At 63.3% G+C, this 23,779-nt stretch carries 29 protein-coding genes and 1 riboswitch; of the genes, 16 read left to right on the forward strand and 13 right to left on the reverse strand.

The genetic code is table 11. From position 1 onward, the window contains the following. Nucleotides 1-160: 160 nt before the first annotated feature. Nucleotides 161-736, reverse strand: coding sequence for a hypothetical protein (locus NKJ00_RS10635; RefSeq protein ID WP_031213898.1), 576 nt, complete (start codon nucleotides 734-736; stop codon nucleotides 161-163). A 57-nt stretch (nucleotides 737-793) separates the two neighbouring features. On the opposite strand from NKJ00_RS10635, the gene NKJ00_RS10640 reads away from it, so the two are divergent. Continuing rightward, the gene (locus NKJ00_RS10640) at nucleotides 794-1,924 is read left to right on the forward strand and encodes a metallophosphoesterase (RefSeq protein ID WP_352442936.1); all 1,131 of its coding nucleotides are present in this window, start codon (nucleotides 794-796) and stop codon (nucleotides 1,922-1,924) included. A gap of 57 nt (nucleotides 1,925-1,981) precedes the next feature. On the opposite strand, the gene NKJ00_RS10645 is transcribed toward NKJ00_RS10640, so the two are convergent. Beyond that, nucleotides 1,982-2,161, reverse strand: coding sequence for a CsbD family protein (locus tag NKJ00_RS10645; protein ID WP_023814141.1), 180 nt, complete (start codon nucleotides 2,159-2,161; stop codon nucleotides 1,982-1,984). A gap of 195 nt (nucleotides 2,162-2,356) precedes the next feature. Here NKJ00_RS10645 and NKJ00_RS10650 point away from each other — a divergent pair, with 195 nt between their 5' ends. From NKJ00_RS10650 to NKJ00_RS10680, 7 genes are all read left to right on the forward strand, one after another. Then, a complete protein-coding gene (locus NKJ00_RS10650; RefSeq protein ID WP_023814142.1) occupies nucleotides 2,357-3,010 on the forward strand; it encodes a glutathione S-transferase family protein in 654 nt (217 codons plus the stop codon). Between the two features lie 425 nt (nucleotides 3,011-3,435). After that, nucleotides 3,436-3,645: a cold-shock protein gene (locus tag NKJ00_RS10655; RefSeq protein ID WP_010915421.1), complete on the forward strand. Its 210-nt coding sequence runs from the start codon at nucleotides 3,436-3,438 to the stop codon at nucleotides 3,643-3,645. A gap of 365 nt (nucleotides 3,646-4,010) precedes the next feature. Continuing rightward, a complete protein-coding gene (locus NKJ00_RS10660; protein WP_013532399.1) occupies nucleotides 4,011-4,238 on the forward strand; it encodes a hypothetical protein in 228 nt (75 codons plus the stop codon). After that, entirely contained in the window at nucleotides 4,238-4,645 is a 408-nt protein-coding gene (locus NKJ00_RS10665; protein WP_013532398.1) for a hypothetical protein, read from the forward strand. Before NKJ00_RS10660 ends, NKJ00_RS10665 begins: the two co-directional genes overlap by 1 nt. 1 nt (nucleotide 4,646) lies before the next feature. After that, a complete protein-coding gene (locus tag NKJ00_RS10670; protein ID WP_352553862.1) occupies nucleotides 4,647-4,814 on the forward strand; it encodes a hypothetical protein in 168 nt (55 codons plus the stop codon). A 4-nt stretch (nucleotides 4,815-4,818) separates the two neighbouring features. Continuing rightward, a complete protein-coding gene (locus tag NKJ00_RS10675; protein ID WP_352553863.1) occupies nucleotides 4,819-5,190 on the forward strand; it encodes a YkgJ family cysteine cluster protein in 372 nt (123 codons plus the stop codon). Between the two features lie 84 nt (nucleotides 5,191-5,274). Next, nucleotides 5,275-5,886, forward strand: a complete 612-nt coding sequence (locus tag NKJ00_RS10680; protein WP_352611841.1) for a LysE family translocator — start codon at nucleotides 5,275-5,277, stop codon at nucleotides 5,884-5,886. A 99-nt stretch (nucleotides 5,887-5,985) separates the two neighbouring features. Here the strand turns inward: NKJ00_RS10680 and NKJ00_RS10685 are convergent, their stop codons facing one another. Together NKJ00_RS10685 and NKJ00_RS10690 are read right to left on the reverse strand one after the other, a co-directional pair. Next, nucleotides 5,986-6,372, reverse strand: a complete 387-nt coding sequence (locus NKJ00_RS10685; protein WP_128306034.1) for a nuclear transport factor 2 family protein — start codon at nucleotides 6,370-6,372, stop codon at nucleotides 5,986-5,988. 16 nt (nucleotides 6,373-6,388) lie between these two features. Beyond that, the gene (locus NKJ00_RS10690; protein WP_352442934.1) at nucleotides 6,389-6,835 is read right to left on the reverse strand and encodes an OsmC family protein; all 447 of its coding nucleotides are present in this window, start codon (nucleotides 6,833-6,835) and stop codon (nucleotides 6,389-6,391) included. Nucleotides 6,836-6,953: 118 nt separating this feature from the next. Here NKJ00_RS10690 and NKJ00_RS10695 point away from each other — a divergent pair, with 118 nt between their 5' ends. Further along, nucleotides 6,954-7,562, forward strand: coding sequence for a TetR/AcrR family transcriptional regulator (locus tag NKJ00_RS10695; protein WP_352611840.1), 609 nt, complete (start codon nucleotides 6,954-6,956; stop codon nucleotides 7,560-7,562). Nucleotides 7,563-7,644: 82 nt separating this feature from the next. On the opposite strand, the gene groL is transcribed toward NKJ00_RS10695, so the two are convergent. The 3 genes from groL to NKJ00_RS10710 all read right to left on the reverse strand — a co-directional run bounded on the left by groL (nucleotide 7,645) and on the right by NKJ00_RS10710 (nucleotide 10,623). Continuing rightward, entirely contained in the window at nucleotides 7,645-9,300 is a 1,656-nt protein-coding gene (gene groL, locus NKJ00_RS10700) for a chaperonin GroEL (protein ID WP_352553866.1), read from the reverse strand. A gap of 62 nt (nucleotides 9,301-9,362) precedes the next feature. Further along, a complete protein-coding gene (gene groES / locus NKJ00_RS10705; protein ID WP_006203049.1) occupies nucleotides 9,363-9,659 on the reverse strand; it encodes a co-chaperone GroES in 297 nt (98 codons plus the stop codon). A 166-nt stretch (nucleotides 9,660-9,825) separates the two neighbouring features. Further along, the gene (locus tag NKJ00_RS10710) at nucleotides 9,826-10,623 is read right to left on the reverse strand and encodes a class I SAM-dependent methyltransferase (RefSeq protein ID WP_352611839.1); all 798 of its coding nucleotides are present in this window, start codon (nucleotides 10,621-10,623) and stop codon (nucleotides 9,826-9,828) included. A gap of 113 nt (nucleotides 10,624-10,736) precedes the next feature. Here NKJ00_RS10710 and NKJ00_RS10715 point away from each other — a divergent pair, with 113 nt between their 5' ends. After that, nucleotides 10,737-11,588: an ATP-grasp domain-containing protein gene (locus NKJ00_RS10715; RefSeq protein WP_352629667.1), complete on the forward strand. Its 852-nt coding sequence runs from the start codon at nucleotides 10,737-10,739 to the stop codon at nucleotides 11,586-11,588. Nucleotides 11,589-11,610: 22 nt separating this feature from the next. On the opposite strand, the gene NKJ00_RS10720 is transcribed toward NKJ00_RS10715, so the two are convergent. After that, the gene (locus NKJ00_RS10720) at nucleotides 11,611-12,237 is read right to left on the reverse strand and encodes a TetR/AcrR family transcriptional regulator (protein ID WP_352553869.1); all 627 of its coding nucleotides are present in this window, start codon (nucleotides 12,235-12,237) and stop codon (nucleotides 11,611-11,613) included. A gap of 123 nt (nucleotides 12,238-12,360) precedes the next feature. Between NKJ00_RS10720 and NKJ00_RS10725 the strand changes: the two genes are divergently transcribed. Genes NKJ00_RS10725 through NKJ00_RS10735 form a run of 3 tightly spaced genes read left to right on the forward strand, consistent with a single transcriptional unit; the run spans nucleotide 12,361 to nucleotide 15,978 of the window. Then, entirely contained in the window at nucleotides 12,361-13,548 is a 1,188-nt protein-coding gene (locus NKJ00_RS10725) for an MFS transporter (protein ID WP_352611837.1), read from the forward strand. Nucleotides 13,549-13,561: 13 nt separating this feature from the next. Beyond that, nucleotides 13,562-14,839 carry a D-arabinono-1,4-lactone oxidase gene (locus tag NKJ00_RS10730; protein WP_352611836.1) on the forward strand — a complete coding sequence of 426 codons (1,278 nt, stop codon included), beginning with the start codon at nucleotides 13,562-13,564 and terminating at the stop codon, nucleotides 14,837-14,839. Then, the gene (locus tag NKJ00_RS10735; RefSeq protein ID WP_352629669.1) at nucleotides 14,839-15,978 is read left to right on the forward strand and encodes a DSD1 family PLP-dependent enzyme; all 1,140 of its coding nucleotides are present in this window, start codon (nucleotides 14,839-14,841) and stop codon (nucleotides 15,976-15,978) included. The genes NKJ00_RS10730 and NKJ00_RS10735 overlap by 1 nt, the downstream gene beginning before the upstream one ends. 4 nt (nucleotides 15,979-15,982) lie before the next feature. Here NKJ00_RS10735 and NKJ00_RS10740 read toward each other — a convergent pair whose 3' ends face one another. Beyond that, the gene (locus tag NKJ00_RS10740; RefSeq protein ID WP_352611834.1) at nucleotides 15,983-16,816 is read right to left on the reverse strand and encodes an AraC family transcriptional regulator; all 834 of its coding nucleotides are present in this window, start codon (nucleotides 16,814-16,816) and stop codon (nucleotides 15,983-15,985) included. A 295-nt stretch (nucleotides 16,817-17,111) separates the two neighbouring features. Then, nucleotides 17,112-17,318, forward strand: a riboswitch (cobalamin riboswitch). Nucleotides 17,319-17,480: 162 nt separating this feature from the next. Here NKJ00_RS10740 and NKJ00_RS10745 point away from each other — a divergent pair. The 3 genes from NKJ00_RS10745 (at nucleotide 17,481) to NKJ00_RS10755 (ending at nucleotide 20,384) form a co-directional block, all read left to right on the forward strand. Then, nucleotides 17,481-18,269, forward strand: coding sequence for an ABC transporter ATP-binding protein (locus NKJ00_RS10745; RefSeq protein WP_352611833.1), 789 nt, complete (start codon nucleotides 17,481-17,483; stop codon nucleotides 18,267-18,269). 45 nt (nucleotides 18,270-18,314) lie between these two features. Next, complete coding sequence (locus NKJ00_RS10750) at nucleotides 18,315-19,262, forward strand: ABC transporter substrate-binding protein (RefSeq protein WP_352629671.1); 948 nt, start codon at nucleotides 18,315-18,317, stop codon at nucleotides 19,260-19,262. A gap of 135 nt (nucleotides 19,263-19,397) precedes the next feature. Further along, complete coding sequence (locus NKJ00_RS10755) at nucleotides 19,398-20,384, forward strand: FecCD family ABC transporter permease (RefSeq protein WP_352629816.1); 987 nt, start codon at nucleotides 19,398-19,400, stop codon at nucleotides 20,382-20,384. 34 nt (nucleotides 20,385-20,418) lie between these two features. On the opposite strand, the gene NKJ00_RS10760 is transcribed toward NKJ00_RS10755, so the two are convergent. The 4 genes from NKJ00_RS10760 to NKJ00_RS10775 are packed head-to-tail and all read right to left on the reverse strand — an operon-like array spanning nucleotide 20,419 to nucleotide 23,778. Continuing rightward, a complete protein-coding gene (locus NKJ00_RS10760; protein WP_127289053.1) occupies nucleotides 20,419-21,354 on the reverse strand; it encodes a phosphatidate cytidylyltransferase in 936 nt (311 codons plus the stop codon). Next, complete coding sequence (locus NKJ00_RS10765; RefSeq protein WP_127289051.1) at nucleotides 21,354-22,016, reverse strand: lysophospholipid acyltransferase family protein; 663 nt, start codon at nucleotides 22,014-22,016, stop codon at nucleotides 21,354-21,356. The genes NKJ00_RS10760 and NKJ00_RS10765 overlap by 1 nt, the downstream gene beginning before the upstream one ends. Continuing rightward, nucleotides 22,013-22,456 carry a hypothetical protein gene (locus NKJ00_RS10770; protein ID WP_352629673.1) on the reverse strand — a complete coding sequence of 148 codons (444 nt, stop codon included), beginning with the start codon at nucleotides 22,454-22,456 and terminating at the stop codon, nucleotides 22,013-22,015. The genes NKJ00_RS10765 and NKJ00_RS10770 overlap by 4 nt, the downstream gene beginning before the upstream one ends. Further along, nucleotides 22,453-23,778: a phosphatase PAP2/dual specificity phosphatase family protein gene (locus tag NKJ00_RS10775; RefSeq protein ID WP_352629674.1), complete on the reverse strand. Its 1,326-nt coding sequence runs from the start codon at nucleotides 23,776-23,778 to the stop codon at nucleotides 22,453-22,455. Before NKJ00_RS10775 ends, NKJ00_RS10770 begins: the two co-directional genes overlap by 4 nt. Nucleotide 23,779: the final 1 nt, after the last annotated feature.

Raw genomic sequence — 23,779 nt, forward strand, 5'->3', positions numbered from 1 at the left:
ATTGGCGAAAGCCGGTGTGACAGCCAATCTCCCCCCTTGCGGGGGAGATGTCCGGGAGGACAGAGGGGGGTGTGCAGGATCGCGACGCAGCCACTTCTCTCGACCTTGCGGCTTCGCTCTGGCTGACACGAGGGGGAAGCGAAGAAGCCTGGGCTCTTACCTACTCGGCCAGCGGCTTGATCGTCTCGTAGCCGTTGACGGATTCCGAACTGGTGCCTTCATCGTAGCGCCGCGCGAGCGCGGCTTGCAGATCGGGAGCATAGAGCGCGGTGAATGAATCCAGCGTCTCGCCGGCACCGTTCTTGAAGGTCTCCTTGACCGCCAGGACATTGTATTTGCAATCGCCCAGACGGAATGTTTCCTTGCCCTTGACGATCAGGCTCAGCGTCTTGGTGCCCTTCGGCGGCTGGTTCAGCGACAGCTCGACGAACTCTATCGTGGCCTTTGCCCCCGCCTTCAGCGGGAACAGCTTGCGCAGATCGGAAAACGGGATCATCGCCTGGCGGCCGGTGTCGCTGTCGCGAAACACCTCGATCAGGCCGGCGAACAGATATTGGGTCTGGGGCGATTGCGATTCGTAGGTGTTGGCAACCGACATCATCCCGCCGGCCACGGGCCGAAATTCGCTCTGGATGCCGGGTCTCGCCAGAACGAAACCCTTCCTGGCGGACTTGGCATCGACGCAACCGGCGGCATGCGCTTGCGCAAGCGAGACATGCCAGACCCGTGGCGTCATGTCGATGATGGCGCAGAGGCGCTGGACGACCGGCTGCTGTCCATGCTGAATCAGCAGATGATGAATCGCCGTTCGACTGGATCGCTTTCCCGACGCAACTTCCTGGTACAGGCTGCAGGATTTGCCGCGGCCGGCGCCTTGCCGCGGCCGGCCTTAGGCCAGACCGGGCAACGCGTCCAGTCGATCGACGCCACCTTCCTGTTCATCGCCGATGTCCATGCCTGCCGCATGGCGAGCGGCTTGAGCCCCAACTGCCTGCAAGAAGGCAAGACCGACGCCGCGCTGCTGCGCAACGTGGCGGTGCTGAATGCGCTTGGCGACAAGGACTGGCCGGCCGAGATCAATGGCGTCGCCACCGGCCTGCGTTCGGCCGGCAAGATAGGCGCGCCGCTCGGCCTTGTCGTCGGCGGCGACATCACCGACGATGGCGGCGGCCAGATCACCCAGCCGAGCGAGGGCACCCAACTGCTCCAGTTCAGCCAGCGCTACAGCCAAGGCGTCGGTCCGGATCGCGTGCACATGCCGGTTTATGTCGGGCTCGGCAACCATGATCTCGACCAGAACGGGCCGCCGCACCATGTCGACTGGTACCGGCGCGAACTGCGCGACTATGTCGAGGTCAACCATCGCGCCGGCGTGTTCTTCAAGCCGCCAGTGCCGGCCACCGACTATGATGTCGACACCGACTGCTACTCCTGGGACTGGGGCGGCCTGCATCTGATCCAGACGCATCGTTTCGCCGGCGATACCGGCCACGGTGCCGAGAGCAGCCTGCCATGGCTGAAGCAGGACCTGGCGACCTATGCGGCGGACGGCCGCCCGGTCGTCCTGTTCCAGCATTATGGCTGGGACACTTTCTCGGTGGAACGCTGGGATGCCGCCAGGAGCCACTTTGATGATGACGGCACCGGTGCGCCGCATTGGTGGAGCGAGGCCGACCGGCAGGCGCTGCTGGCGGCGCTCAAGGGCTACAATGTCGTCGGCATTTTCCATGGCCACCAGCACGAAACGCCGCTGATCTATCGCAGGGACGGGATCGACCTGTTCAAGCCGAAGGCTGCCTATATGGGCGGTTTCGCCCTGGCCAGGGTGACCAGCAACGGCATGGACGTGGTGCTGGGCGAGGCGATCGGCGATAATGGCGAGGTCGTGTTCACCAATGCTTTCAGCAAGGGCTGGAGCACCTGAAAAAGGCGGCCTTCGCGACCGCCTTTCCCTCGATAACAACGCGTTCCTCGATGCGGATCAGAGCGCCTTCCTGACCTTGTCCTTGACGTCGCCATAGGCCTTCTGCACCTTGCCGGCGATCCTGTCGGCCGTGCCTTCGGCCTGGGTCTGCCGGTTGCCGGTTGCCTTGCCGGCGGCTTCCTTGACCGAGCCCTTGACCTGCTTGGCCACGCCCGCGACCTGATCCTTGTTCACCATTTTTGCGCATCTCCCGGGATTTTGAATTCGAAGGAATTCATTGCGGTAGCTAACGAGCCGATGTCGGTTAGGTTCCAGGCGTCGCCCGATCGGCAGATCAGGTCGCGCGGCCGCCGCCTGGGGCAAGGTCGGTGGGCTAGGCTGTGAACACGCGTTGGCAATGGGATTTTGGAGGCCGTGCGTGCGGGGAGAAAAATGGCAGAATTTACGCTCTATATTGGCAACAAGTGTTTCTCCTCATGGTCGCTGCGGCCATGGGTGGCGATGAGGCATCTGGAGATCCCGTTCGAGGAAGGTTTCGTACGGCTGCGCACGCCTGAAACTTTTGCCAATCTGGCAAAAGTGTCGCCGACCGGTCAGGTGCCGGTGCTGAATCACAACGGCAAGATCGTCTGGGAAACCCTTGCCATCCTTGAATATCTCGCCGACCTGTTTCCCGAGAAAAAGCTCTGGCCCGCCGATATCGACGCCCGTGCGCTGGCGCGTTCGGCCGCGACCGAGATGCATTCCGGCTTTCGCGAGGTTCGCTATGGCTGGCCGATGAATTTGCGTCGGCCGAAGGGCCACAAGCCGCTTGACGCCGAGGGCGAGGCGCAACGCGCCCGCATCGAGGCGCTGTGGCGCGAGTGCCGGGAAAAATACGGCAAGGGCGGCCCGTTCCTGTTCGGCCACTTCACCGTGGCTGATGCCATGTATGCGCCTGTCGTCACCCGTTTCGATACCTATGGCGGCACGCTGGCGCAGGATACGCGCGCCTATGTCGATGCCGTGCTGGCAACGCCGGCGATGCGCCACTGGTATGCCGAGGCGGCCAGGGAGACGTGGCCGGAACCCGGCCCGGACGAATAGGATCCAAACGAAAACGCCCCTCGCACCTTTTATCGTGCGGGGGGCGTCTTTGCCATCAACTGTTATTCGATTGCTCTCATGAACTGCTGATGACACCGAATAAATGCGCGTCTGCGCAGATGGTTCCTAGATGCCGGAAAACTTTTTTCAAGTTGGCGCAAGCGCGCTGTTTGGGGTCCGATTTGCCGTCATCTCAGGTGTTTTGGCCAGGTGGTTTGGGAGAATTCCGCAGCTGTGGCTTTATGCAAATTTGACAGCGCCCCAAAAGAAGCCTATAAGCAAATCGTCGATATTTGTTTGACTGACTTTTGTTATCCGCGCTTTCGAGCGCGCCTTTGACGAACTTCCCACATCAAAAATCGGGACAAACGACGTTGTGCATCCGCATGGCGTCGAACGAATATTTGCCATGGAAAGGGTTCGTCATGAGCACCGGCACAGTTAAATGGTTCAACGCCACCAAAGGTTTTGGTTTTATTCAGCCTGACGACGGCTCGGCCGACGTTTTTGTCCACATCTCGGCCGTAGAGCGCGCCGGCATGCGCGACATCGTCGAGGGCCAGAAGCTCGGCTACGAGATGGTCCGCGACAACAAGTCGGGCAAGATGTCCGCCGACCAGTTGAAGGCGGCCTGAAAAACGAATTCAGCTCTCCCGGTGACCACGGATGTACTGGCACCGGTGAGTGGCGAATTCGGGCGCATGGCCGCGGAGACCTGAGTTTCCACGGCATATCATGTGCATAAGCAGGGCGTTCCCGTGCACCCCCGGTGCATCCTTTTGGATGTCGTCTGGTTGCGCGACGCTCTCATGGAAGGTCAGGCGGTGCCTGGCCTTTTTCATTTTGCGCGCCTTACCGCCGAAAGTGCGCTGCGCGCCGGCCTGGACGTGCTAAGGGACGCTCCAGCAATTTGAATTCGCCGCGCGTATTGCTTTGTGCGTGATCCTGACCGAAGACCCGGTCTCGCTCCATCGGCACAGGCTCCTGACAGGAGAAAGATTTGACCACCAGTTCAAAGACAACCGTCGATCAGGCCGTGTCCCTGTTCAGCAAGACGCAAACCCAGTCGATGTCGCTCAACCGCATCAATTCCGAGCGCGACGCCGTCAGCGAGGCACGCGAAGCCAAGACCGCGCGTCTGCGCGAATTGCGCCTGGAAAAGGAGGCCGACGAGATGGCCGCCGCCGCCGCGCTAGCCGCTTTGCCGAAGCGGGCCGGAAGACGCTGATGGCCACCAAACGCGTACCGCCAACACCGATCGCCGCCGACGCAACCATTGCCGACATGGTCGAAGGCCTCGACAAGCCGGTCGAATTCGTCCGGCGTGTGCTGGAAAAGCTCGAACGCTGCAAGCGTGCCCACGGTGATGCCCAGGTGCGCGTCGGCGTGCGCGGCCGCGCCGAATGCCCGAACTACCTGATCGAATATGTCCGTGAAGACGCCAAGACCCATGAGCGGGTGACTTATCAGGACGCCGCCTACAGCGGCAGCACGCATCGCGAGCTGGCGGCCCATCACATCGAGGCGGTGAAAAACTGGTCGCCCGAGGAAATGAACATCACGGCCGTTTCGGCGCTGATCGGCCGCCTGCGCAATCCGCGTGCCCCATCATCGCGCTTCGCCGACGAGGACTGACATGGCCATAAAATTCTCCTCCAAGGATCAGCCGGCAGCCTCGGGTGCCGCGGCAAAACCGGCCAAGCCGGCTGTCGCGCCGAAGGCCGGCGACGCCACCGATGCCGCGACCGATCTGTTCAAGTCGCCGGCGGATTCGCCGAAGGGCAAGACGGCTAAGAAGAAATAGCGCCTTGCCGCAAGACGCCGATCGCAACCCCGCCGCGCCAGGGCTGTCCGCCCTGGTGGCCGCCGCAAGCGTTTTGTCGTCGCAACAGGGCACCTTCGATTGCCAAAGCTGCGGTGCCTGCTGCTCCTATTCGGCCGAGTGGCCGCGCTTTTCCACCGAGGATGACGCACAGCTCGACCGTATCCCGGAAAAATATGTCGCATCAGACCTGTCGGGCATGCGCTGCGAGGGCGTGCGCTGCTCGGCGCTGTCCGGCGAGATCGGCAAGTCGACCGCTTGCGGCATCTATGACGTCCGGCCGGACGTCTGTCGCGCCTGCATGCCCGGCGACGAGGAGTGTCTGATGGCACGCCGGGCGCTCGGATTGCCGGTGTAACGGCCAATCTCCAATCGCCTCCGCTTGTGCGCCGACCCGCAGCCCGATACCTTCCTGGCCGGGTCGGGTGCCGGAGGAACCATCGTGAGCATCGAATTTCTGTTGACGTCGCTGATTGTCGTGGCTTCGCCCGGCACCGGCGTTCTCTACACGCTGAGCGCCGGCCTTTCGCGCGGCGCGCGGGCGAGCGTCATTGCCGCCTTCGGCTGCACGCTCGGCATCATCCCACACATGGCCGCCGCCATCACCGGCCTTGCGGCGCTGCTGCACACCAGCGCTCTCGCTTTCGAGACGCTGAAATATCTCGGCGTCGCCTACCTCCTCTACATGGCCTGGAACACGCTGAAGGAGAAGGGTGGCCTCAGCGTCGAGCAGGATGTGACGCCGCGCTCGGCCGGCAAGGTGATTGCCACCGGCATCCTCGCCAACGTGCTCAATCCGAAACTGTCGATCTTCTTCTTCGCCTTCCTGCCGCAATTCGTCAGCACCACCGAGCCCAATGCGCTGTCGAAGATGCTGGAACTGAGTTCCGTCTTCATGCTTTTGACCTTCGTGGTTTTCGTCGGCTACGGCATCTTCGCCGCCTCGATCCGCAGCCACGTCGTCTCGCGGCCAATGGTGTTGACCTGGATGCGCCGGACCTTCGCCGGCGCCTTCGTCATGCTCGGCGCGAAGCTGGCGCTGGCCGATCGGTAGCGCCACGGGGAGCGGTTCAGTCTCGCTGATCCGCTCCTCTTTGTTGCGCTATTCCGGGCGAAAAGCCGTTATGCGCTTTCGGGGAATTGCTCGGGCACGCTACCCCTTCACATAGCCCATCGCTTCGACGATCCGCCCGCCGGCCACGCGCATGAGGTTGACGCCGCGCAGCGAATTGCCGTCGGTCATGAAATAGCGCCAGCGGATCGTTGCCCGGTCGCCGGCAACGAAGGTTTCCTCGATATCGAAGCGCGTGCCGGCCTGGGTTGCTATCGCCGCCCAAAGCCCGACGCACGCCGCTTGACCGGCATAACGGGCGCCGTCCGGCGCTGGCACGGTGTTCTCGATCACGCAATCCTCAGCCACCAGCTCGGCGAGTGCCGAAGGATCATGGCGTTGGAATACGTCGTTGTAGCGCCGCATGATCTCGGCCGTCTGCTGGGACAGGTCGTACGCGGCTGCGTCCATGACAAGCTCCTGTGTCATCTTCTTTCTCCTGGCTTCATTGGCCTTTGGTGGCTTCGACGAGTGTTGCCTTGAGGGTGATCTGGGACACGCCGGCAAGGGCCCGCGAGACGAGGCAGCCCGCCTTGGCGGACTGTGCAAGGCGCTCGAATTCATCTTCGGCAAGTCCCGCGACCTCTGCCTCGGTTTCGAGTTCGATGCGGGTGATCGTCGGACCGGCAGCGGTTGCGCCAAGATGCACCTTGGCGACGGTGCTGATGCTTGTCGGAACATGATTGGCGTTGCCCAGTATGGCGCTCAGCGCCATCGAGAAGCAGCCTGCATGCGCTGCGGCGATCAGTTCCTCCGGATTGGTGCCCGGACCGTTCTCGAAACGCGACGGGAAGGAATAGGCGCCTTCGAAGACGCCGCTGCCGAGCCGCAACCGTCCCGAACCTTCCTTCAGCGTCCCCTGCCATTTGGCCGAGGCTTCACGAATTGTCATTGTCGTTCTCCCTTCGCATGGCATTCCTCAGGAATATATAGACTGATCTACATATTATGTAGACCGATTGTCATATTCTGCGCAAGGCCTATAATGATTCCTGCTGACAGAGGTTGACATGGCCAACGACACCCGCACCCGCATACTCGAGACGACTGGGCTGCTGCTCAGGCAGCGCGGCTATCACGGCACCTCGCTCAACGACATATTGAGCGCCAGCGGCGCACCGCGGGGCTCGCTCTATTTTCATTTTCCCGGCGGCAAGGACCAACTGGTCATCGAGGTGACGCGCGCTAGCGTTGCCGACGTGACGGAGAGGCTGGGCGAAGCGCTGGCTGCCGAAAAGGATCCGGCGGTGGCCGTCCATCATATCTACCAGTCGGTCGGGCGCATGCTGGAAGACAACCAGTTTTCGCTCGGCTGTCCGGTCGCGCCTGTCGTGCTGGACTCGCCCACCGACGTGCCGGAACTGGCGGAGTTGTGCCGCTCGGCCTTCGAACAGTGGATAGGCCTGTTGCGGGACGCCTTCGTCAGGGCAGGGGTGCCCGAGCGCCGCGCGCATGCATTGGCACTGCTGGTCGAATCGTCGCTGGAAGGACTGATGGTGATCGCCCGCGCCACCCGCGACCGCGCCCCGGTACAGGCCGTGGCCGATGAGGTGGCGGCGCTGATCGAAGCCGCGGTGGTTGCCGGCGAGGTAAAGCAACGCGCGGATGCCGCCGTCTGAGAGGCCACAACGACCGCTGCGCAAAACAAAAAGGGCGGCATCTCTGCCGCCCTTTCCGTATCTGAAGGCTGATAGGGCTGGATTAGAAATCCATACCGCCCATACCGCCCATACCGCCGCCCATGCCGCCAGGCATGCCGCCGCCGCCAGCCGACTCCTTCTTCGGAGCCTCCGCGATCATGGCTTCGGTGGTGACCAGCAGGCCGGCGACCGAGGCCGCGTCCTGGAGAGCGGTGCGGACGACCTTGACCGGATCGACGATACCCATGGCGATCATGTCGCCATATTCGCCGGTCTGGGCGTTGTAGCCGAAGGTCAAGCCCTTGTTCTCAAGGATCTTGCCGGCAACGATCGATGCTTCCGCACCGGCGTTGGCCGCGATCTGGCGGGCCGGAGCCTGCAGCGCACGACGAACGATGTTGATGCCGGCGGCCTGGTCGGCGTTGACGCCGGTGGCCTTGATGTTGGCCGAAGCGCGCAGCAGGGCTACGCCACCACCAGCAACGATGCCTTCTTCGACGGCCGCGCGGGTCGCGTTGAGGGCGTCATCGACGCGGTCCTTCTTTTCCTTGACTTCGACTTCCGTCGCACCGCCGACGCGGATCACCGCAACGCCGCCGGCGAGCTTCGCCAGACGTTCCTGCAGCTTCTCCTTGTCGTAGTCCGAAGTGGTCTCTTCGATCTGCTGCTTGATCTGGGCGACGCGGCCCTGGATCTCGGCCTTCTTGCCGGCGCCGTCGACGATGGTGGTGTTCTCCTTGGAGATCGACACCTTCTTGGCGCGGCCGAGCATGTTGAGGCCGACGTTCTCGAGCTTGATGCCGAGGTCTTCCGAGATGACCTGGCCACCGGTGAGGATGGCGATGTCTTCCAGCATGGCCTTGCGGCGATCACCGAAGCCCGGCGCCTTGACGGCGGCGATCTTCAGGCCGCCACGCAGCTTGTTGACGACCAGCGTGGCCAGAGCCTCGCCTTCGACGTCTTCCGAGATGATGAGCAGCGGCTTCGAGGTCTGCACGACGGCTTCGAGAACCGGCAGCATGGCCTGGAGGTTGGACAGCTTCTTCTCGTGCAGGAGGATGTAGACGTCCTCGAGCTCGGCAACCATCTTGTCGGCGTTGGTGACGAAGTAGGGCGAGAGGTAGCCGCGGTCGAACTGCATGCCTTCGACGACTTCGAGTTCGGTCTCGGCGGTCTTGGCTTCTTCAACCGTGATGACGCCTTCGTTGCCGACCTTCTGCATCGCTTCCGCGATCATCTTGCCGACCGACTCGTCGCCATTGGCCGAGATCGTGCCGACCTGGGCGACTTCCTCGGAGGTCTTGATCTTCTTGGCAGCCTTGCCGAGCGCCGCGACGACTTCGACGACGGCCAGATCGATGCCGCGCTTCAGGTCCATCGGGTTCATGCCGGCGGCAACGGCCTTGTGGCCTTCCTGGACGATCGACTGTGCCAGAACGGTTGCGGTCGTGGTGCCGTCGCCGGCGATGTCGTTGGTCTTCGAAGCAACTTCGCGGACCATCTGCGCGCCCATGTTCTCGAACTTGTCTTCAAGCTCGATTTCCTTGGCGACGGTGACGCCGTCCTTGGTGATGCGCGGGGCGCCGAACGACTTGTCGATGACGACGTTGCGGCCCTTCGGGCCGAGCGTGACCTTCACCGCGTCGGCGAGGATGTTGACGCCGCGCAGCATGCGCTCGCGGGCATCACGGGAGAATTTTACGTCTTTGGCAGCCATTTTTAGCTCCTGGCAGGGGCTTTGATCGAGCCCGGGAATTCAGTTGACGGAAAGGCCTGATATCAGCCGATGATGCCCATGATGTCGGATTCCTTCATGATCAGAAGGTCTTCGCCATTGAGCTTGACTTCGGTGCCCGACCACTTGCCGAACAGGATGCGGTCGCCGGCCTTGACGTCCAGCGGGACCAGCTTGCCAGCTTCGTCACGAGCGCCGGAGCCGACAGCGATGATCTCGCCTTCCTGCGGCTTTTCCTTTGCCGTGTCGGGGATGATGATCCCGCCAGCGGTCTTGGATTCGGATTCGACCCGGCGAACGACCACGCGGTCATGAAGCGGGCGGAACTTCGACTTTGCCATTTTTTCTTCCTCGATGAGAACGGTGAGAAACAGTTCCTCCATCCGGCGGCGCCGGACATATGAGTTAGCACTCACCAATGGAGAGTGCTAACGTGGCGCTGAAATAGGCTGACGGCGCGCCGGAGTCAAGGCGCTCGGAGCGCCTCTTGGCGGCATGATGATGAACTTACCGGTGCCTGGCCGAACCGAGTACCAGAAGCGGGCACCGTTCGGCCAGCGGATAGCTGCCGCTCGGCACGACGCGCACCTCGCCGAACCAGTTGGCGGCCTCTTCGATCAGCGTGGCCAGGGTCGCGAAACTGTAGCTTATGTCCGAGCCGGCATAGACGTCGATCGTGTTGATCGAGGTCATGCTCCAACCCGTCCTTGCGGCAAGAGCTTCGCGGTCTGGGAACAGGCTGCCGAAGGTATCGCGGATCGTTCCCACCTTGATGGTGAAATCGCGGTCGTTCGTCGTGGACGCCATCGCGATCCGCCATTTGAGCGCGTGGAAATTCTCGACCCCGCCGGCCAGAACCAGAGCTTCGATGCCGCGCAGATCATCTGCCGTTTCCGGTCGTGCGAAGACGCGGATCGCTGCGCGCCTGCCAGGCTTCAGCACCCTGGCGACCTCGCCAAACAACGAACTGCGCGCCGCCTGGGAATCGACCGCCGACAGGCATCCGTCGCCGATGACGGCGTCGATGCTTGCGTGATCCACGGGCAGGTCAAGCCAGTTGCCGGCGATTGCCCTTCGCGAGCCGTCGTCGCCGGCCCATACGCCGGAAATCATGGCCGCCGACTGGTCGACCGCCAACATCGACTTGCCCAGAATTGCCAATTCCGGGGTCACCCCCAAGAGCAGGACATCGGCATTTCCGAGATCAAGTTCGCGATCGAATATAGCGACGGTTTCCGCTGTTGGCCGGAGCGGCGCTTCCAGAAGTTTCCAATGGCGGTGGTAATCGTCCCAATGATTTGTCATGCAATTTTATTAACCCCTGGACGCCTGGATTTAGATACCCGCCGGGGCTTAATAGAGGTCGTCGGACAAGCCAAGACATTTCAAGAATTTACAGACAGTCCAAGAGGTAGATAGTGGCGCGCATCGTTGTGATAACGCACGAGCATGACAGGTTCCTGGGCAGGCGCGACATCCTGCTGCGCACGAGCAGCCCATACATGCTGTTCGACATTCTTGCGGAATTGAAAAGGCGCGGCCACTCGGTTCAGGTTCAGCAAGGCCTGTCGAAGCTGGTCAGCGGCGATATGGCGGTATTGCATGTCGATGCCACGGTGACGCCCACGGACTATGTCGACTACGCCCGGAGTTTTGCCTTCTGCCTCAACATCGGCGCCGACGACATATCCAAGCGGCGGATCAGCGGCGCATTGGTCGACAGAACCGATAGCTGGCAAGGTCAGGTGATCGTCAAAAGCAATCTCAACAATCGGGGTATTCCGGAGACGCTCCTCAACCGGCGATCCGAGCGCGCCGGGAAACAGCAGCCGTTTCCGCGTTTGCCAACCTTGCATCCTTATGAGGTCCATGGATCTCTCGGCGACGTTCCAGATGGCGTCTTTGATTGCGACGATCTCGTCGTGGAAAAGTTCATTCCGGAGAGAGAACCCGACGGTTTTGCTGTTCGTTTCTGGGTGTTTTGCGGAGAGCGCGAGCGCTGCACCCGCTACGTCTCTCCGAACGGGCTGGTCAAGGCATCGGAGACGATCCGGCGCGAGCCCGTCCCGGTGCCCGACCAATTGCGTGAGCGTCGGCGTGAACTCGGCTTTGACTATGGAAAATTCGATTTCGTCATGCATGAGGGCAGGGCCGTCCTCCTCGACGCAAACAAGACTCCCGGCCGTCCGCAAAATCTCGTCAAGATGTTCGCGGCCGGCGCTTTCGATCTGACACACGGCTTCGAAGGCCTCATCCCTCGAGCGAAATAGGCCGCGGCTGAGATCGCCACGGCTACAAAAACAGCCGCAGCTGGGTGTGAATGATAGACCGGTAATCCTCGATGGTCTGGCGGCTTTCCGGTTCGCCCTCGGCGAGCGCCAGGCGCACCACGCCGCCGGCGAGCTGGAAGATCAGCAGAACCATGCGTTCGAACTGCTCGCGCCTCTCGGGCTCGAGCAAGGCGATGACGTGGTCGCAGAACATTTTGGCTTGGTACCGGGTTTCCGCGATGTCGAGGTTCTTGAGCGCCTTGTCGGCCTGGATGGCGTTCTGCAGATCCTGGATGGCCGGATCGCCGGCGACACGGTTGAGATAATCATCGAGCAGCCGGTCAGCGGCCACGATCACATCCTTCGCCTCGTGGATTTCGGCGATGATCGTCGTCAGCCGTGCCCGGCTGACCTCTGAAAACCGTTCATAGAGCATCGCCAGGATCGCCGATTTGTTGGGAAAATAGTGGTAGACGGTGGCGATCGGCCCGCCCGCCAGCATGCCGACCTCCTTCATGGTGACGGCGTCGATACCCTTTTCCCCGATCAGCCGCATGGTCGTCGACAGGATCGCGTCGATGCGCTCGCGGCTGCGTTCCTGCTTGGGCCTGCGCCTCGGCTCGGTCGCCATTCTTTTCAATTCGGTCATGCACCGATCTTTCGCACGATTTTCAAATTCCGGTTGACAAGAAATATGATCAAGTATCAGTTTCTGAAATACTGACAGGTTGTCAGCTTTTTTGCCGCACGGCAAGGACGTTGGGAGGCGCCTTTGGCTTCGACAGACACCGGCCATGCAGGCAGTGGCGACTGGCTGGTCGGTAATCCGACCGGCTGGCAGCTTGCCTCGGCCCTGTGGATCGGTTCGGTCGGCCTGCTCATCCTCGGCCTGCAGCCGGTGCTGCTTGGCGCCCTTTATACTGAGGGCCATGTCAGCGGCGACGCACTGGCGCTGGTCGCCACCGCCGAGATGATCGCCATTGCCATCGGTTCGGCCGTCGTGGCGATGCTGCTTTCGGCCCACCACATGCGCTGGAAAAGTGCCGTCCTTCTGCTGCTGCTGGCGCTGGCCAATATCTGGACGGCCTATGCCGCGAGCGCCAACATGCTGATTGCGGCCCGCGCCCTGGCCGGGCTCGCCGAGGGCGGTCTGGTCGCCATCGCCACCGAACTGATCGCCCGCTCGCGGCGCGCCGAGCGCATCGGCGGCTATTTCGTCACCATGCAGACGCTGGCGCAATGCGCGCTCGCCTTGTTGCTGGCGCTCTATGTCATCCCCGCCGCAGGGTCGGCGGGCGGCTTCATCGTGCTTGCCGTCGTCTGCGTCGTGTCGCTGGCGGTCGCCTTCACTGTTCCCGGTGACTATGCCGACCTGCCCAAGGCGGAGAACCTGGCCAATGTGCTGACGGTTCCTTCACTCACCGCGCTGCTGTCGGTCTTCTGCTATTTCATGTTCTTCGGCGCGGTCTGGGCTTTTCTGGAGCCGCTTGGCGCGCAATACGGCATCGATGGCCGCACCGTCGGCCTGATCGTCTCGGCCAGCCTCGCCGTGCAGGTCCTGGGGGCGATGACGGCGACGGCGTTCGAGGCGCGCATCGATTATCGCCTTGCCATCGCGGCGATCGGCGTCGTCGCGCTTGTCAGTTCCCTGGTTCTTGCCAGTAGCCCCGGCCTGACGACGTTCTGGGTCGCTGCCCTGGCCATGGGCTTTATCCTGCTGTTCATCGTGCCCTACCAGATCCGTCTGGCGATTACCGCCGACGAGACACGCACCACCGTGCTGCTGGTGCCGGCAGCCCAACTTTTCGGCCTGGCGATCGGACCCATCGCGGCGTCGCTGCTCATTGATGGCAAGGATTTCCGGCCGGTGCCGGAATTCGCCGCCGCCAGTGCGGTGGCCAGCGTGGCGCTGCTCGGTCTGTTCGTCCTTGTGTCGCGTCGCCGTCGTGCGGTTGCCTGAGCGGGGAGGTGGGATGTCAAACATTTGGAGCAACTGGTCGGGCTTTGTAAGTGCCGAGCCCAAGCTGATCGCCAGCCCCGGCGATGCCGGTGAGCTCGGTGATCTCGTCCGGACCGCGCCTGGCCCGGTGCGCGTCGCCGGCGCCGGTCATTCCTTCACGCCGCTGGTGAAATCGCAGGGCACGATCCTGTCCCTGGAGAGACTGGAAGGGCTGGTCTCGCACGACGCTGAAAAACATCAGGCGCGGGTGCGGGCAGGGACCCGGCTCGGCGCGCTGATGGGCATCCTGCAAGGTATTGGCCAGGGCCTGCCCAACATGGGCGATATCGACCGCCAGGCGATCGGCGGCGCGCTGGGCACAGCCACGCACGGCTCGGGACCGACGCTCGGCGCCTATCACACGCAACTGGAGACGGTGCAGATCGTCGACGGGCTTGGCAAGCTCCGCGACTTCAAGCGGGCAGGGGATCAGGACATGATCCATGCCATCGGTGTCGCGCTCGGCGCTTTCGGCGTGCTCACCGAAGTGACGCTGAACAACATCGCGACCTACCGGTTGCGCCGCCGCAAATGGGTGCTGCCGATCACCGAGATGCTGCGCGATTTCGAGGCAATGATGGCCGCGCATCGCTCGGCCGAATTCTACTACATTCCGTTTTCCGGCTATGCGCAGTTCATCGCCAGCGATTTCAGCGACGCCGCACCCACCACACGGCCGCCGGAAGAGGACGAGGCGGGTTTGAGGACACTGCGCAGGCTGCGCACCTCACTTGCCTGGCTGCCATCGCTGCGTGGCCGTCTGATCCTGGGCGCCATCGCCAAATTGCCGGCCGAGGACTACGTGCAGGACTGGCTCAACGTCTATGCCAGCGACCGGCAGACCAAGTTCAACGAGATGGAATATCATTTGCCGTTCGAGGAAGGGCCGAAGGCGCTGGCCGAGATCATCGAGCTGACCGAGAAGCGTTTTCCCGAGGTCTATTTCCCGATGGAGGTGCGCTCGGTCGCGCCGGACCAGTTCTGGCTTTCGCCATTCTACAACAGGCTGACCTGCTCCATCGCCATCCACCATGATGCAGCGAACGATCCGTTGCCGTTCATGCGGGCGGCAGAGCCGATCTTCCGCAGATATGGCGGCCGGCCGCATTGGGGCAAGATGCACAGCCTGAAAGCGGCGGATCTGAAAAAGCTCTACCCGCGCTGGGACGATGCCATGGCGGTGCGCCGCGACGTCGATCCGCAAAACCGCTTCGTCTCGCCCTATATGGCCGGCCTGTTCGGCATCGAATGATGAGCACCTATTTTTCCACCCTGTCCGATGCGCTGAAGGAAGCCGGCATCTTCCAGCCCTGCCTGCTGCTCGATCGCGACCGGCTGGACGGCAACATTGCCCTGGTAAAGGAGAGACTGGATCCCGGCCTGGCCGTGCGGCTGGTCGACAAATCGCTCGCCTGCCTGCCGCTGCTTGCGCATATCGGCAAGGCGCTCGGCAGTGAGCGCTTCATGACCTTTCACCCGCCGATCAGCGAGGCGGTGCTGAAGGCGTTCCCGGATGCCGATCTGCTCTATGGCAAGCCGATGCCGATCGGTGCGGCAAGGGCTGCGCTGGTGAAGGGTAATGTTGACTGGTCGCGTGTCTGCTGGCTGATCGACAGCGAGGAGAGACTGGCGGAATATGGCGCCCTCGCTGGCGAACTCGGCATCGGCCTGCGCATCGCTTTCGAGATCGATGTCGGGCTGCATCGCGGCGGGTTCGCCAATCCTGAGGCCTTGTCGAAGGCGTTGAGCGCGTTGCCGGCCCGGCTGCATTGCGAAGGCGTCATGGCCTACGAGGCGCATGCGCCGCTCATTCCCGGCCTTTTCGGCGGACCGGCAAAGGCATTGGCCAAGGCGTCGGCGCAGGCGTCGGCGTTCGTCGCCTGTCTCGGCGCCGACCAGCGCCGTATCCTGAACATCGGCGGCAGCAAGACCGCGCTGCTTCATCATGGCGGCATGGCCAACGAGGTTTCGATGGGCTCGGCCTTTGTGCTGCCCAGTGATTTCGATACGCCAGGCCTCGACGGCTTCCAGCCGGCGGCCTTCATCGCCACGCCGATCCTGAAAATGGTCGAGCCGATGCTGCCTGGCCCGCCGGCCGTCACCCGCCTGCTGCAGGCGCTCGGCCGCTTCCCGCGCAAGGGCTGCTATCTCTATGGCGGCAAGTGGATGGCCGAGCCCGTCTTCCCCGAAGGCATGAAGGCGAACGGGCTGCTCGGCCTGTCCTCCAACCAGCAATTCATGGGCTTGCCCGCCGACGCGACCGCAAAGCCCGGCGACTACGCGTTTCTAAGGCCGACGCAGAGCGAAGCCGTGCTGCAGCAGTTCGGGTCGATCGCTGTGTTTTCCGGCGGCGGGATAGTCGATCGCTGGCCGGCGCTGCCGATGGCCTGACCGACTACGCCTTCACCGGTATCCAGATCTCCAGCCCGCCATTGCCGCTGCGTGGGTCGAACTCAGGGCCGTAGCGTTCGAATTCCGGCGCATCCGATATCTCGTGGCCGGAAGCCGGCAGCCATTTGTTCCAGATCGTATTGACCGTGCGGCGGATGGTCGAGATGTGTTCGCGGTGGGCAAAGACCGCATATTTCTGCGCCGGCACCCGCACCCGGCTGAATTCCCTCGGCAGGTCGGAAAAATCAGACACTTCGACGCCGGCGATGTAGTCGAAATTGCCGGCATCGTCGCCGTTGACGCAGACGCCATAGGCGACGTCGCCGGCCTCGCCCGGAATGTTGCCGATATAGGGGCCGAAGCGCTGCCATTGCATCGGAATGGCGGCGCTGGTTTCGCAGCTGTAGCGTTCGCCGAGGCCGGCGATCAGGAACGGCCGGCTGGTCTCGAAACGCGGTGGTTCGAGATTGGTGAGGAAGGACTGGTCCATCAGGATCGGCTCCACGAGGTCGAGCTTGTCGAGTGTGCCTTGCGCGCGCACCAGTTCCGGCGTGGTGCCGAACTGATCGCGGAAGGCACGGGTGAACGCCTCATGCGAGTTGTAGCCGGCGTCGAGCGCGACGGAGAGAATGTCGGGCGCCCCGCCGGCCAGCTTGCGCGCCGCCTCGGTGAGCCGGCGTGAGCGCATGTAGCCCATCACCGAGCGGCCCGTGGCAGCGCCGAAAGCCCGCGTCACATGAAAACGCGACACGCCGCTGCTTTGCGCGACATCGTCAAGCGAGATCGCCTCCGGCAGATGACTTTCGACGAACCACAGCGCTTTCTCGGTCGGGTTCATTTTGCTCCTCGCATTGGCCAGATCATCCTGCCGTTTCCTGGCGCGGCCAGTTTGATCGAAATTGCGCATCCCGCGCAATCGAACCGATCCCGTCACAGTCGCACACCGATATGGCACAGCGGTCGAGCGCCCCTTGCCGCCGACGAGCCAAATTCGGCAGGCTTCGCTTGACAGCGCCAGGCGGCATCCTCTAAATGCGTAATGTTATTACATATCGAGAGCGTGAAATGCATGTTTCCCCTAGCCGGCCCACCACTCCGTCCGAGAAATCCATTGCGAAGCGATTGGGGGAAATCTACGCTGAAGCGGTGATGGTCCCCGAGTCGAAAGGCGAGGGGTGAAAAGGGAACACGGTGAGATCCCCAGGGGTCGAGGCCGTGGCTGCCCCCGCAACTGTAAGCGGCGAGCAAAATCCGTGAATGCCACTGGCCGGCAAGGCTGGGAAGGCAGGATGGCGCAACGACCCGCGAGCCAGGAGACCTGCCATCACTGAGTTGACCGGACGGGGTGTGCCGGGAGGAAACGCGAATCCCGGTCTTGTCGGCCGCTTCGCCAGCTTCCTTCCGTCGCCAGTTTTGGAAAGTGACGGAAAGTTGGACGGCTCTATCGATCATCGCATCATCGTGTGCACGCTTTGCCATCCCGGCAATCTGGCGGGCAGCCGATGACCGTAGCGCTTCTCGAAGCACATGACCTCTGCGCCATGGCCAATGGGCGGGATCTGGTCCAGGCGGTCAGCTTCTCGGTGGCCGCTGGCGATCGCCTAGCCATCATCGGTCCCAACGGCGCGGGCAAGACGACGCTGCTGCGCATGCTGTCGGGCATGCTGCGGCCGAGCTCCGGCGAGGTGAACCTCGGCGGGCGCCGGCTGGGCGGGATTTCCGCCGCCGAGCGGGCGCTGCATATCGCCGTTGTCGGCCAGACCGACCAGCCCGATCCGCGGCTGGCGGTGATCGACTATGTCGAGCTGGGCCGGGTCCCGCACGCTCGGCTACGGCGCAGGAGCGAGGAGCGTGACATTGTCGTCGATGCGCTGCGCCGGACCGGCCTGCTGCCGCTGCTTGGCCGCACCATCGGCTCGCTGTCGGGCGGCGAGCGCCAGCGCGCCCAACTGGCCCGCGCCATCGCCCAGCAGCCAAAGATCCTGTTCCTCGACGAGCCGACCAACCATCTCGACCCGCGCGCCCGCGGCGAACTGCTCGACCTCGTGGCAGGCTTCGAGATGACGGTGATCGCGGTGCTGCACGATCTGGCGCTGGTGGCACCGTTCGCCACCAGGGTGGCGGTGATGAACCATGCCCGTCTGCAAGCGCTCGCCGCACCGCGCGAAGCGCTGACCCAAAAGCTGATTCGCGAAATTTTCGGCATCGATGTGCTGCGTCTGCGCCATCCGACCGAAGACCGCGAACTGACGGTGTTCGATGTTCCGAACCGTGCCGCGCCGCCATCCTGATTGAAGCCGTCCCATATCGATCATCCCGTCCACAGGAGCAAACCCTTGAAACGCCTTGCTTTTTCGCTTGCCTTCTCGCTGCTGGCCTCGACAGCCCTGGCCTTCCCGGTAACTGTCGACAGCTGCGGCAAGCCGCTGACCTTCGATGCGCCGCCGAAGCGCGCCGTCATCCAGGATCTCAACATGGCCGAGATGGCTTTCGCGCTGAAACTGCAGCCGTCGATCGTCGGCCTGACCGGCATCACCGGATGGTACAAGGTGGGTCCTGAGTTCAAGGCCGAGCAGGGTTCGATCCCGGAACTGGCGCCGAAATATCCGACGCTCGAAAACCTCGTCGCGGTCGAGCCCGATTTTTTCTTCGCCGGCTGGTACTACGGCATGAAGCCGGGTGGTGAAGTGACGCCCGACACGCTTGCTCCGCACGGCATCAAGACGCTGGTGCTGACGGAAAGCTGCGTCCATCTCGACAAGAGCCGCCCCGCCGCCTCGATGGACCTGCTCTATGGCGACGTCGAGAAACTGGGCAAGATCTTCGGCAAGGAGGCCGAAGCTGAGAAGCTTGTCTCCGGCTGGAAGACGCGGCTCGCCGACATCACCGCCAAGGTCGGCGACGCCAAGGGAACGCGGGTCTTCCTCTATGATTCCGGCGAGGACAAGCCGTTCACCGCAGGCAAATTCGCCATCCCCAGCGCCATGATATCAGCCGCCGGCGGCGACAACATCATGGCCGACATGGACACCAGCTGGGGCAACACGGACTGGGAAACGGTGGCGTCGCGCAATCCGCAATTCCTCATCCTGCTCGATTATCAGGACGGTGGCGGCTACAGGAAGCTGCTCGATTTCCTGAAGGCGCATCCAGCGATGAAGGAGACCGACGCGGTCAAGAACGAGCGCTTCGTCGCCCTGCGCTATGCCGAACTGACGCCGGGACCGGCCAACATCGAAGCCATCGACAAGATCGCCAAGGCCATGCATCCGGAAGCGTTTTGATGCCTGTCGCCCAAAAGTGCGCAGCGGTTTTGGGGCACCGACATGCATGAACAAAAGATCCTGGAAGTGCGTCGCACGCGTCCTGACAGACACGACGCATTTCCAGGCTTGCGCCATCCGGCATTTGCACTGGCCATGCTGGTGGGAGCGGCGGCGATTGCCGCTCTCGCTCTGCTGTCGATCGCCTATGGTTCGACACTGATCCCGTTGACCGACGTTGTTGCAGCACTTGGCCGCGCAATCGGCTTCAGCGGGCACGACGTGGCAGGACCGGTCGGCAAGATCGTCGTCGACCTGCGGCTGCCGCGCACGATCCTGGCCATCTGCGTCGGGGCCGGTCTCGGCGTCGTCGGTGCGCTGCTGCAGACGGTGACCCGCAACGACCTTGCCGACCCGTTCCTGTTCGGCCTGTCGTCGGGCGCCGCCGCGGGTGCGGTTTCCGTTATCACCGTCTTCGGCGACAGTTTCGGCATCTGGACATTGCCGGTCGCGGCCTTCACCGGCGGCATATTGGCTGCCGGTGTCGTGCTGCTGCTGGTGGCGCGGGTGAGGGGCCAAGGCCCGGAGCGGCTGATCCTCGCCGGCCTTGCCGTGTCCTTCATGTTCACCGCCTTGACCAACTATCTGGTCTTTGCCGGCGACCAGCGCGCTGCTCATTCGGTGCTGTTCTGGACGATGGGCGGCCTTGGCCTGGCGCGCTGGGATAATATCTGGCTGGGCGCGCTGGGAGCAGGCACCATTCTGGCTTACGCGCTGTGGAACCACCGCCGGCTCGATGCTTTCCTGGCCGGCGAAAACGCCGCCGAAAGCCTGGGCGTGCCGGTGGCGCGGATGCGAAGGATGACCTTTCTCGTCGCCGCCTTCTCGACGGCGATCCTGGTCTCGGTCGCCGGCGTCATCGGCTTCGTCGGGCTGATGATCCCGCATCTGTCGCGGCCGCTGGCGGGCCCCTTGCACCTGCGCCTGGTTGCCAGCTGCGCCGTCTTCGGCGCCGTGCTGTTGCTGGCCAGCGATCTTCTGGCCCGAACGCTGCTGCCGCCGCAGGAACTGCCGATCGGCATCATCACCAGCTCCGTCGGCGCGTTCTTCGTCGTCACCATGCTGATCCGCAACCGGCTTTGAGTGCGGCGGGCAACACTTCGCAGTTCGGAGGCTCTCAAACGGTCCAGAAATAGCGCACGATGTGGAAGAACACCGGGGCGGCGAAGACCAGGCTGTCGGTGCGGTCCATCATGCCGCCATGGCCTTCGATCAGATGGCCCCAGTCCTTGACGCCCTGATCGCGCTTGATGGCCGAGGCGACCAGTCCGCCTAGAAATCCCATCGAGCAGGCGACGAAGGCCACGGCTGCTGCCTGCAGCGGCGAGAAGGGTGTCACGAACGATAGCAGCGCGCCGAGCAGGCTCGCCGACACCAGTCCGCCGATCAACCCTTCCCAGGTTTTCGACGGCGAGACGTTCGGCGAAAAACGGTGTTTTCCAAACAGCTTGCCGAAGATGTACTGCAGCACGTCGCTGCCTTGCACGACGATGATCAGGAAGGCGATCAGCAGCAGGGTGCGGCCTTCGAAGCCCGGCACCTCGAGTGTCAGCAGGGCAGGGACATGGCTGACGCAATAGACCGAGATCATCACCGCCCATTGTTGCGCGGCGATCCGCTCGAGGAAGCGTTCCGTGTCGCCATGCAGCGCCGTTATGGCCGGCATCAGCAGGAAGCAGTAGACCGGAATGAAGATGACGAAGAGCCCGTACCAGGCGGTCCACACCAGCCAGTACTGAAACGGGATGATGATGCCGAACATGCCGAGCAGCACCCAATGGTCGCTGCGGCGGGTGTGCGTCAGCGTCACGAATTCGCGCAGCGCAGCGAAGGAGATCAGAGCGAACAGAATGGTCATTCCGTAACGCCCGAAGAAGAAGGCGACCGTCATCAGCGCCACCATCACCCACCAGGCGTTGATGCGCTGGGTGAGATTGACCAGCGTCGAACTGAGCGGCTTCGGCGCTCGCGCAGAAAGTATGGTGGCGACGATGCTGGCGGTGGTCAAAACCGCCAGCAGGCCGATGATCAGGATGGAGATTTCGTGGCGCATCAATCGTCTCGCTCGGGACGCGGGTTGAGCGCCAGAAGCGCGGCGTGGGCGCGTTCGAGGAAGGCGCGGCGTTCTTCGCCCGGACCGATCGCCACCGGCGCGCCGAAGACGACGCGGCACAACAGCGGCACCGGCAGGAACTGGCCCTTGGGCAGCACGCGCGACATGTTCTCGATCCAGCACGGGATCAGCTCGACCTCAGGCCGCGCCGTCGACAGATTGTAGAGCCCGGAGCGGAATGCCAGCAGCGGCTCTTCGGTCATGTTGCGTGTGCCTTCGGGAAACAGGATCAGCGAGTGCCCCTGGTCGAGAACCGACAGCATGATCTCGATCGGATTTTCCTCAGGTCTCGTCCACTGCCGGTTGATGAGCACCGACGACAGCATATCCTGCGCGATGAAGCGGCGCAGCCGCGACTTCCCCCAATATTCGCCTGCGGCAACAGCATGGGTGATCGCGCGCTCCCTTTCGCTGAGGCAGGCCGACAAAAGGATGAAGTCGCCATGGCTGGTGTGGTTGGCGAAATAGATGCGCTGCCGGTCGGACGGCAGGCTGCCGTTCCAGATCGGACGCACGCCTGTCACCATCCGAGCCAGCGCCGACAGGCCGACGGAGGTTACCGTCTGCAGCAAGGTGAAGGTCTTGAGCGAAAGCCTGTTCATCGCGGCGCCCAAAACCCTGCCGCCAGAAGTGCTGCGGCAAACAGAGCCAGGGCGGCACGCTGCTTGAACAGCAGACGACGCGTGCCGGCCATGCGGTCATCAAGCGAACGTGTCGCGGACGGGGCCGTTTTCAGGCGCATGCGCGCCAGCATGTCGTCCACTGCGGCACCGCCGGAAGCTTCGTCATCATGGCTGGCCATGATCCGGAACAGCAGCGCGTCAAACGCCAGCAGTGTCGACAGCATCAGCACCGCCACCGCGCTCGCGGCGGTGATCGACAAAGCAACGGCCGCGGGCAAGTTTTCGAAAGCGCCGCGCGTCGAGGCAGCCAGCGGCGCAAGGATATTCGCGGCCACCACGATTGCGGCCGGCCACCCTGCCTGCCGCATCAGCATGCCGGCGAAGCGGTCGGTGCGGTCCTGATAGGCATTGCCGGTCATGACGCTACCGGATCCGTGGCTTCTGCAAGATGAACCGGCCGGCCGAGGGCCGCGAGCATCTCGCGGGCGAGCGTCGACGTTTTGGCCCTGCCGGTCACCACCAGCCATTCGGCTACGACGCCGGCGCTGCGCTGGAAGCCGAGCGCGCAGCACACCAGCACGGTGCCGTCCCGGCGCGCGCTTTCCAGCGCGCCGGCTGCCTGTTGCTGTACCGACACGGACGGCGGCAACAGGTCGATCATCGGAAAGCTGAGCCAGCGGCAATCGGCTGCCGCCGGCTTTTCGAGTTCGGCGGCGAGGTCGATGACCGTGCCGAAGCCGTTGGCCTCGCGTGTAGTGGGAAAGCGCCCGAGAAAGACGCCATCGGCAATCGCCACCTGGGGAGCAAGTTTGCGCGTCCAGGCCCATATGTTTGCCCTGGCGCCGAGACGGTAAGGCAAGAGCAGGACACGGCTTGCAAGCGTGATGCTGCCATCGGCGGATTTCTGGAACACTTTTTCGCCTGCCCCTGCATAGGCGAGGGCGACGATGGCCAGCGCCAAAGCCGGCCAAAGCAGGAAGAGGGCGACAGCGCAAACGAATGCACCGAGCGCGGCGCCCGCCAGCGCAAGAACGGCGCCCAGCGCATAGAGCCGCGCCAGCCGCCGCGCTTGCACATCGCTGGTCAGCCGGAAGTCTGAAAACGGCAACGCGCCGCTGCGCGGAAACAGCCACAACGCAAAGAACCCGAGCAGTGCGCCGGTCGGGATGTCGATGAAATGATGCTGCCAGGTCGTCAGCACCGAGGCGCCGATGAGGAAGCACCAGCCGTGCCAGAGCGCCAGGAGAAGGCCACCGAGCCGACGGCGCCAATGATCCCAGATGATCACCAGAAGGGCGATGTGCAGCGAGGGCGCCTGGTTGAACGGCTTGTCGAAACCGCCGAGCACGGCAAACAGGAAGCCGGGCAGGCCGGTCGTCGCCGGCCGCACGAATGTCGCGGTCAGCGGGAACAGGATGAAGCAGGCAACGGCGACGATCTGCGCGGTGAGATAACGCCCGGCCAGGCGGTCCACCCCTTGCCTGTCGTTGTTGAGCAGCAGCGACAGGCCGTAGAACAGGTTGATCGACCAATAGGGCACGATGGTCCAGGCGACGAACGGGATGCCGTGCTCCCACGAGAACACGATGCTGCCGACCTCGTCGCGCCGCGAGGCCAGCCAGTTGGCGAAGCCGTAGCTGAGATAGAAGAACGGCGCCAGGAAGGCCAGCCAGAGCGCCGCCCTGACGACCACCCGTCCATAAGGCTCGGCGCGCGCGGTGGGTGCAGGCGATGAGACCATG

The sequence above is a fragment of the Mesorhizobium sp. M0227 genome, from assembly GCF_040321855.1.
GTDB lineage: Bacteria > Pseudomonadota > Alphaproteobacteria > Rhizobiales > Rhizobiaceae > Mesorhizobium.

Excerpts from the sequence above, each read along its gene's own strand:
- NKJ00_RS10735 (WP_352629669.1), top strand. The coding sequence starts at position 14,839 with ATGAGCACCTATTTTTCCACCCTGTCCGATGCGCTGAAGGAAGCCGGC.
- NKJ00_RS10770 (WP_352629673.1), bottom strand. The coding sequence starts at position 22,456 with ATGACCGGCAATGCCTATCAGGACCGCACCGACCGCTTCGCCGGCATG.
- NKJ00_RS10765 (WP_127289051.1), bottom strand. The coding sequence starts at position 22,016 with ATGAACAGGCTTTCGCTCAAGACCTTCACCTTGCTGCAGACGGTAACC.
- NKJ00_RS10640 (WP_352442936.1), top strand. The coding sequence starts at position 794 with ATGATGAATCGCCGTTCGACTGGATCGCTTTCCCGACGCAACTTCCTG.
- NKJ00_RS10645 (WP_023814141.1), bottom strand. The coding sequence starts at position 2,161 with ATGGTGAACAAGGATCAGGTCGCGGGCGTGGCCAAGCAGGTCAAGGGC.
- NKJ00_RS10775 (WP_352629674.1), bottom strand. The coding sequence starts at position 23,778 with ATGGTCTCATCGCCTGCACCCACCGCGCGCGCCGAGCCTTATGGACGG.
- NKJ00_RS10650 (WP_023814142.1), top strand. The coding sequence starts at position 2,357 with ATGGCAGAATTTACGCTCTATATTGGCAACAAGTGTTTCTCCTCATGG.
- NKJ00_RS10760 (WP_127289053.1), bottom strand. The coding sequence starts at position 21,354 with ATGCGCCACGAAATCTCCATCCTGATCATCGGCCTGCTGGCGGTTTTG.
- NKJ00_RS10730 (WP_352611836.1), top strand. The coding sequence starts at position 13,562 with ATGTCAAACATTTGGAGCAACTGGTCGGGCTTTGTAAGTGCCGAGCCC.
- NKJ00_RS10745 (WP_352611833.1), top strand. The coding sequence starts at position 17,481 with ATGACCGTAGCGCTTCTCGAAGCACATGACCTCTGCGCCATGGCCAAT.
- NKJ00_RS10690 (WP_352442934.1), bottom strand. The coding sequence starts at position 6,835 with ATGACAATTCGTGAAGCCTCGGCCAAATGGCAGGGGACGCTGAAGGAA.
- NKJ00_RS10740 (WP_352611834.1), bottom strand. The coding sequence starts at position 16,816 with ATGAACCCGACCGAGAAAGCGCTGTGGTTCGTCGAAAGTCATCTGCCG.
- NKJ00_RS10685 (WP_128306034.1), bottom strand. The coding sequence starts at position 6,372 with ATGACACAGGAGCTTGTCATGGACGCAGCCGCGTACGACCTGTCCCAG.
- NKJ00_RS10670 (WP_352553862.1), top strand. The coding sequence starts at position 4,647 with ATGGCCATAAAATTCTCCTCCAAGGATCAGCCGGCAGCCTCGGGTGCC.
- NKJ00_RS10755 (WP_352629816.1), top strand. The coding sequence starts at position 19,398 with ATGCTGGTGGGAGCGGCGGCGATTGCCGCTCTCGCTCTGCTGTCGATC.
- NKJ00_RS10665 (WP_013532398.1), top strand. The coding sequence starts at position 4,238 with ATGGCCACCAAACGCGTACCGCCAACACCGATCGCCGCCGACGCAACC.
- groES (WP_006203049.1), bottom strand. The coding sequence starts at position 9,659 with ATGGCAAAGTCGAAGTTCCGCCCGCTTCATGACCGCGTGGTCGTTCGC.
- NKJ00_RS10635 (WP_031213898.1), bottom strand. The coding sequence starts at position 736 with ATGACGCCACGGGTCTGGCATGTCTCGCTTGCGCAAGCGCATGCCGCC.
- NKJ00_RS10695 (WP_352611840.1), top strand. The coding sequence starts at position 6,954 with ATGGCCAACGACACCCGCACCCGCATACTCGAGACGACTGGGCTGCTG.
- NKJ00_RS10710 (WP_352611839.1), bottom strand. The coding sequence starts at position 10,623 with ATGACAAATCATTGGGACGATTACCACCGCCATTGGAAACTTCTGGAA.
- NKJ00_RS10720 (WP_352553869.1), bottom strand. The coding sequence starts at position 12,237 with ATGACCGAATTGAAAAGAATGGCGACCGAGCCGAGGCGCAGGCCCAAG.
- groL (WP_352553866.1), bottom strand. The coding sequence starts at position 9,300 with ATGGCTGCCAAAGACGTAAAATTCTCCCGTGATGCCCGCGAGCGCATG.
- NKJ00_RS10655 (WP_010915421.1), top strand. The coding sequence starts at position 3,436 with ATGAGCACCGGCACAGTTAAATGGTTCAACGCCACCAAAGGTTTTGGT.